Origin of the sequence: Leptolyngbya sp. FACHB-36 (assembly GCF_014695955.1) — a bacterium.
Classification (GTDB): Bacteria; Cyanobacteriota; Cyanobacteriia; order Leptolyngbyales; family Leptolyngbyaceae; genus FACHB-36.
In genome coordinates, this window is record NZ_JACJPG010000606.1 from 1 (window position 1) to 6,364 (window position 6,364).

Here is a 6,364-nt window from a genome sequence, read left to right on the forward strand (position 1 = left end):
GTGGTCATGGTGCCTTTGATGATGCCAAAGCTTTCGTGGAGAACTTTAGCGACCGGGGCAAGGCAGTTCGTGGTGCAGCTTGCGTTGCTGATGATCTGGTGCTTGTCGTGGTCGTAATTCAGGTGATTCACACCCACAACAAAGGTTCCGTCATCGTTCTTTCCTGGAGCTGTGATCAACACTTTCTTCGCGCCCGCCTTGACGTGCTTCATCGCACCATCGCGGCTGGTGAAAACGCCCGTTGATTCAATAATGAGATCAACTTCCCAATCCTTCCAGGGCAGATTTTCTGGGTTACGATCGGACGTACATTTTACGGTGTGCCCGTTGACGGTAATGGTGTTTTCATCCGCACGAATATCAGCGTTACACTTGCCGATCATCGAGTCATACTTCAGCAGGTGAGCATTTGTTTTGGGATCAGAGGTGTCGTTGATAGCAACGATCTGAAGTTGGCTGTTCTCCCGCTCCAACCAGCACCGCATGAAGTTACGTCCGATTCGTCCGAAGCCGTTAATCGCTACTCTAATCACTGCGTCTTGCCCTCTGTCTACTAAATAGATTCCTGGTAGTCAAACCGATCATAAGACGGTAAGGGATCGAGTGCAATCACTCGATCATTCCCAATAGCGAAGAGCCGCCCACATGCGGTGAGCACGCTGCTTCAGCGATCGTGGTCTGGCGATCGTGGTCTAAACCTTAATGTCTTGAGTAGGTATTTTAACTCACTTATACAGATTTTGTATAGCAATATAAGACCGGACGGATTCTGGGACGCAATAGCGGATCGATCGCCCAGTCAGACAATAGTGGCGAATCAGACTGGATGAGAATGCAACAGTTGGCATGTCTAACCAGTGCCAGCGCAACGTAATTGACTGTACGGCAAATCGCTCCGCAACCTGCTTGATCGCTGGGAGTAATGTGGCTTCGTTTGGAACGCGGCGAGGTGCAACGAGCCAGATACATTGTGCCGCGAGGTCATTACTTGATCGCCACTGGGGCAGCTTTTGAAATGCATCAAGTCCGACAATCCAATACCAACAGACATCAGTGTATTGAGATTGCAGCGCTCTGAGGGTAGCGATCGAATACGACTGATCTGGCTGCCGAGCATCCAAATCGGAAACAGTAAACGCCGGATGATCTGAAACGGATCGCTGCACCATCTCTAGACGGTGATGGAACGCAATTACATCTCCGGCTTTGTGCGGCGGACGGTGCGTGGGAACCCAGATCACGCGATCGAGGGCAAACTGATCCCGTGCTGTCTCAGCAATCAGCAGATGTCCCCAATGGACCGGATTAAAGGAACCGCCAAAAACTCCAATTTTCTCCATCGCTGCCTGCGTCGCAAAGAGTCTCCCATGGCAACGGTGAACGAGTATCGAGTGCTACTCGTTCACAAAGTTTTATGTACCGTTCAAAAACAATTCGGAAACCCGGGCAACTCGGTGTGTAGTAACTAATTAGCGGTGACTACCAGAAGATTTGGGATTTGGGGTAGAGGCGAGCGATCGACGCATCATAAAGTTTCGCCAACTATTCACCAAAACATGGAGTGAAGAAATCGAAAACAGTGGTATAACATTCGGAACGTTTCGCTAATTCAGCGGGGCGCAACGAATAATAAAGCCGCGTAATTTTCGTTAACAGAAACTCTATACCGAGAAGATAATCCCTGATATGATAGCGCGAGATATTGGTGTGGTGTGTGGTTTGTAAGGAGTGAAGATGCTGAACTCAATGGATTTCAGCGGTAGACCGTTCCATTTCATCGGTATTGGTGGAATTGGAATGTCAGCCCTAGCCTATGTTTTAGCTAAGCGAAATCTGCCTGTTTCTGGATCAGACCTTCGTCTTAGCCACATTACTCAACGGTTGCAAGAGCAAGGTGCCCACATTTTTTGGAGCCAGGATGCCAGCAATCTGGAGTTCTTTCGATCGCCACAGTTAGTCCGTGAATCCCGAAGTGCGGCGGTTAGTTTAGCGACACTACCTGATACGGAGGACTCTCGACGAGGCAGTCTTCTCGAAGCTCGATCGTTCGATTTGCCTCAGGTCATCTGTTCAACCGCAATTCATCTAGAGAATGCGGAGTATCAAGCCGCGATCGAGCTGGGCTGCCCGATTTTTCATCGCTCTGATGTTCTTGCAGCGTTAATTCAGCAGTACCAGGGCATAGCCGTGGCTGGAACCCACGGCAAAACCACGACTAGCAGCCTGATCGGCTACCTGCTGCTGCAAGCAGGACTTGATCCCACGATCGTCGTCGGCGGCGAAGTGAATGCCTGGAGCGGCAATGCCTATGTGGGCAATGGTCCCCATTTGGTGGCAGAAGCCGATGAGTCCGACGGATCGCTGGTTAAGCTTTCTGCACAGATCGGCATCATTACTAATATCGAACTCGATCACCCCGACCACTACCACACCCTCGACGAAGTGGTCGATATCTTCCAGACGTTTGCGCAGCACTGTCAAACTCTGATCGGCAGCATTGACTGCCCGACTGTACGCGATCGCCTCAAACCCACCATTAGCTACAGCCTGGATAAAGATTCGGGTGCCGACTACGCCGTAGACTGCGTCACCTACCGAGCCGATGGCACAACGGCGCGAGTCTGGGAACGCGGCGTGATCCTGGGTCGATTGGATGTCAAGCTACTGGGACAGCACAACCTTAGCAATGCGCTAGCCGCGGTTGCCGTGGGTCGCTTGCTAAAACTGGACTTTGCGACAATCTCCAAAGCGATCGCTACGTTTGAAGGAGCGCGCCGTCGATTTGAGCACCGCGGTGAGTACAACGGCATTCTGTTTGTAGACGACTACGCCCATCATCCCAGCGAGGTTCAGGCAACGCTGTCTGCTGCACGGCTACAGACCAAGGGACCCCGCGCAACAGCGCGTCGGCGCGTCGTTGCCATCTTCCAACCCCACCGCTATAGCCGCACGCAAACGTTTCTCTCAGAATTTGCAGCTTCATTTGGGGATGCGGATGTTGTGGTCGTCTCTGATATCTATAGTGCAGGCGAAGCCAATCTGGGCACGCTAACGGGTGAGCAGGTTGCTGCTGAAATTTCTGCCCATCATCCCGCTGTGTACTATCAGCCATCCTTGGCGGCGATCGGCAAGCTCCTGACTAAGCTGCTGCTTCCGGGAGATATTGCTCTCTTCCTTGGGGCAGGCAATCTCAACCAACTCATTCCTGAGGTCATGGCGCATTACGAATGCATTGAACAAGGCTTGTCGCAGGACTGGTGTAACCAAGCCTGATGACCTTTTACCCTTACAAGCAGTCGCAAGCAGCATGCATCCGGTTTGGCTTCAGGTATCTCATTCGTTATTCCCATGACCCTCTCCTACGATCCCCCCAAGGTCTCAACGCTTAAACTTTCTAACTTGAGTTCTGACTCGTTCACCTATCGATCTGAATCGGCTAGTCGTCAGCCGATCCGACTCTCTGGTACCGACTGTCTCATTAAGCCGCAGGTTCCCTTAGCAACGCTCACGTCGTTTCGGGTCGGGGGTCCTGCTGACTGGTACGTGGCTCCTAAACAACTCGACGAATTGCTGGCTTGTTTTGAGTGGGCACGATCGGCAGGCGTTTCTGTGACGCTGCTGGGAGCCGGATCAAATTTGTTAATCAGCGATCGTGGGCTGTCTGGTTTGACTGTGGGAACTCGCCGCTTGCGCTATCGCTGCTTTGACAGCGAAACCGGACGAGTCACCGTTGGGGCAGGCGAACCTCTGCCGCGCTTGGCATGGCAAGCAGCAGAGCGTGGCTGGCAGGGCTTGGAGTGGGCAGTGGGTATTCCAGGTACGGTCGGCGGCGCAGTCGTGATGAATGCCGGTGCTCACGGTGGCTGCACAGCAGAAACCCTCGTGAGTGCGGAGGTTGTCTTACCCGATGGCAGCATTAGGACATTTAGCGCGGCAGAACTCGACTACCGCTACCGCACCTCCTGCTTGCAGGGCAAAAACTGGCTAGTGACTCAGGCAACGTTTCAACTGCAACCGGGCGCGGACCCCAGCCTAGTTACCGCAATGACCTCCGAACATCTCAATCACCGCCGCTCTACCCAGCCTTACCATCTACCTAGCTGCGGCAGCGTTTTTCGCAATCCTGCTGGCTACAAAGCAGGCTGGCTGATTGAAGAAGCTGGACTCAAGGGCTACCAAATTGGTGGTGCCCAAATCGCTCAGCGCCACGCCAACTTTATCCTTAACTGTGGCAGCGCTACGGCAACAGACATTTTCCGACTGATTCGGCACGTGCAGAGCCGAGTTGAGCAGCGCTGGTCGCTCTACTTGGAACCCGAGGTCAAAATTTTGGGAGATTTTCAGACGGCTTAAGGCTTGATCGATCGCGAGAGCAGCGTTGATTAAATTCACCGAAGCTGCCGCTGCCGAAATCAGCAGTGGCATAATGAGGAGATTGGCTGTTTCGTTCTATTCACAACTTATAAAGGCGCTATGACACAGGGACAAGGATTTGGCTTCGGTCTCGGCAAAATGAAGGAACTGACGGAAGCTTTTAGAAAGGCTCAACAGGTCCAAGAAGGAGCCAAGCGGCTTCAGGAAGAACTGGAGCAAATGGAAATTGAGGGTGAAGCGGGCGGCGGCTCAGTTAAGGTTGTCCTTACGGGCAACCAGGAGCCCCTGCGCGTCGTGATTACCCCAGAAGCGTTGGGCGAGGGAGCAGAGATCGTCTCTGATCTCGTGACGGCGGCAATGAAGGACGCTTACAACAAATCCACTGCTACGATGCGCCAGAAGATGGAGGACCTGACGGGCGGGCTGAATCTACCCGGGTTCTAAATCCATGCCCTACACGCTGCTGTTTGTCTGCCTTGGCAATATCTGCCGCTCTCCTGCGGCAGAGAATATTATGAACCACCTGATTGAGCAGGCAGGCTTGAGCGGGCAGATTACCTGCGATTCGGCGGGAACATCCAGTTATCACATCGGTAGCCCGCCCGATCGCCGAATGACGAGCGCAGCCAGTCAGCGTAAAATTGCGCTGCGAGGTAGCGCACGCCAATTCACGAAGGCAGACTTTGAGCGGTTTGATTTGATTTTGGCGATGGACCGCGACAACTATGCAGAGATTTGTGCGCTCGATCCATCAGGTCGATTCAGGAATAAGGTGCGGTTGATGTGTGAGTTCTGTACACAGCACATGCTGCGGGAAGTTCCTGATCCGTACTATGGCGGGACCGAAGGCTTTAATCAGGTGATTGATTTGCTGCTGGATGCGTGCCAAGGTCTGCTAGACGACGTCGTGAAGCAGATCCCCGTCAAGCCGTGAGTGTTACTGCACCAGTCGACGCTCGATCGCAAATCGCACGAGTTCGGCTCGATTGTTGGTTTCAGTCTTTCTCAGTAAGCTGCTGACATACTTTTCCACCGTGCGGGGGCTCAGATGCAGGTGGTCTCCGATCTGCATATTCGAGAGTCCGGTCGTGAGAACCTTCAGCACGTCTTGCTCCCGCTGAGTTAAATTGAGTGCCACGAGATCGGCGGGGTCAGGTGTGGCAGAGCGGATATCAGTCGCCTTGCCAGAGGTGACAGCCGTATCCTGACTTCGCGTGTCTCTAGTCGATCGCCATTCTGCTTCCAAAATTTGCAGCCGCTCCAATAAATTACGGATCACGGCTCCAAGTTCCTGTAGCTCAAACGGCTTGGGCAGGTAGACATCACAGCCCGCCTGATAGCCAAGAATACGATCGTGCGTGTGCGATCGCGTAGTCAAAAGCACCACCGGGAGCAGGCGAGACGCGGGGCGCTGCCGGATGTGCTTAAGCAGTTCGTAGCCGTCCATCTGGGGCATGTTAATATCGGCAACGAGCAAATGAGGCTGAAATTCCTCGACGAGTTTGAGCGCTTCTCGCCCATTTTCTGCTGCAATCACCGAGTAGCCCACCGCCTCTAAATAGTCGCTGATAGACAGGCGCGTTCCCAAATCATCATCCGCAACCAGAATGGTTAGGGGCATAGAAACAACAGGTGATTCAATCCTTGGAATAGGTCAACGATAGCGGAAATGGTGTCCCTCCGTACTGTCTGAGAGCGCAACTTATGCAGTTTCCGCAACAGGGCAACCGCTTTGTCACAACAGCTGCTTACTTGTGGAAGTTGCGCGATCGAGCAGCTTAAAACTCAACCCAAACCACCAGTCTCAGAGTAAGGTTCTGGGTAAATTCCGGCTATACGGTTACTGTAGCGCACACACTGAGGTTTAGTGACAGTGTGTGCAAAGTGTGTAAACGGTGCTTCGTGATCAGCAATGGTTAGCGGCTGATCTTTAAGCTGGAAGGTTCGCCAGGATTGCCGTGTAGAATGACTCCACGATCGTTCGCGCTCA

Annotated in this window: 7 protein-coding genes; 4 read left to right on the top strand and 3 right to left on the bottom strand. The window is 53.0% G+C overall.

Features of this window, described 5'->3' with window-relative positions:
- On the bottom strand, positions 1-533 hold a 533-nt coding region (locus H6F43_RS18150; RefSeq protein WP_347272435.1), incomplete at its 3' end, for a glyceraldehyde 3-phosphate dehydrogenase NAD-binding domain-containing protein.
- A 192-nt stretch (positions 534-725) separates the two neighbouring features.
- The gene (gene nadD / locus H6F43_RS18155; protein ID WP_190344120.1) at positions 726-1,340 is read right to left on the bottom strand and encodes a nicotinate (nicotinamide) nucleotide adenylyltransferase; all 615 of its coding nucleotides are present in this window, start codon (positions 1,338-1,340) and stop codon (positions 726-728) included.
- A gap of 394 nt (positions 1,341-1,734) precedes the next feature.
- On the opposite strand from nadD, the gene murC reads away from it, so the two are divergent.
- The 4 genes from murC (at position 1,735) to H6F43_RS18175 (ending at position 5,308) form a co-directional block, all read left to right on the top strand.
- Positions 1,735-3,273, top strand: coding sequence for a UDP-N-acetylmuramate--L-alanine ligase (gene murC / locus H6F43_RS18160; protein WP_190344121.1), 1,539 nt, complete (start codon positions 1,735-1,737; stop codon positions 3,271-3,273).
- 75 nt (positions 3,274-3,348) lie between these two features.
- Positions 3,349-4,353, top strand: a complete 1,005-nt coding sequence (murB, locus tag H6F43_RS18165; RefSeq protein ID WP_190344122.1) for a UDP-N-acetylmuramate dehydrogenase — start codon at positions 3,349-3,351, stop codon at positions 4,351-4,353.
- Positions 4,354-4,473: 120 nt separating this feature from the next.
- Positions 4,474-4,818: a YbaB/EbfC family nucleoid-associated protein gene (locus H6F43_RS18170; RefSeq protein ID WP_190344123.1), complete on the top strand. Its 345-nt coding sequence runs from the start codon at positions 4,474-4,476 to the stop codon at positions 4,816-4,818.
- 4 nt (positions 4,819-4,822) lie between these two features.
- Positions 4,823-5,308: a low molecular weight protein-tyrosine-phosphatase gene (locus H6F43_RS18175; RefSeq protein WP_190344124.1), complete on the top strand. Its 486-nt coding sequence runs from the start codon at positions 4,823-4,825 to the stop codon at positions 5,306-5,308.
- A gap of 3 nt (positions 5,309-5,311) precedes the next feature.
- Here H6F43_RS18175 and H6F43_RS18180 read toward each other — a convergent pair whose 3' ends face one another.
- Positions 5,312-5,995, bottom strand: a complete 684-nt coding sequence (locus tag H6F43_RS18180) for a response regulator transcription factor (RefSeq protein ID WP_190344125.1) — start codon at positions 5,993-5,995, stop codon at positions 5,312-5,314.
- Between the last annotated feature and the right edge of the window lie 369 nt (positions 5,996-6,364).

Excerpts from the sequence above, each read along its gene's own strand:
- H6F43_RS18170 (WP_190344123.1), top strand. The coding sequence starts at position 4,474 with ATGACACAGGGACAAGGATTTGGCTTCGGTCTCGGCAAAATGAAGGAA.
- H6F43_RS18180 (WP_190344125.1), bottom strand. The coding sequence starts at position 5,995 with ATGCCCCTAACCATTCTGGTTGCGGATGATGATTTGGGAACGCGCCTG.
- murC (WP_190344121.1), top strand. The coding sequence starts at position 1,735 with ATGCTGAACTCAATGGATTTCAGCGGTAGACCGTTCCATTTCATCGGT.
- nadD (WP_190344120.1), bottom strand. The coding sequence starts at position 1,340 with ATGGAGAAAATTGGAGTTTTTGGCGGTTCCTTTAATCCGGTCCATTGG.
- murB (WP_190344122.1), top strand. The coding sequence starts at position 3,349 with ATGACCCTCTCCTACGATCCCCCCAAGGTCTCAACGCTTAAACTTTCT.
- H6F43_RS18175 (WP_190344124.1), top strand. The coding sequence starts at position 4,823 with ATGCCCTACACGCTGCTGTTTGTCTGCCTTGGCAATATCTGCCGCTCT.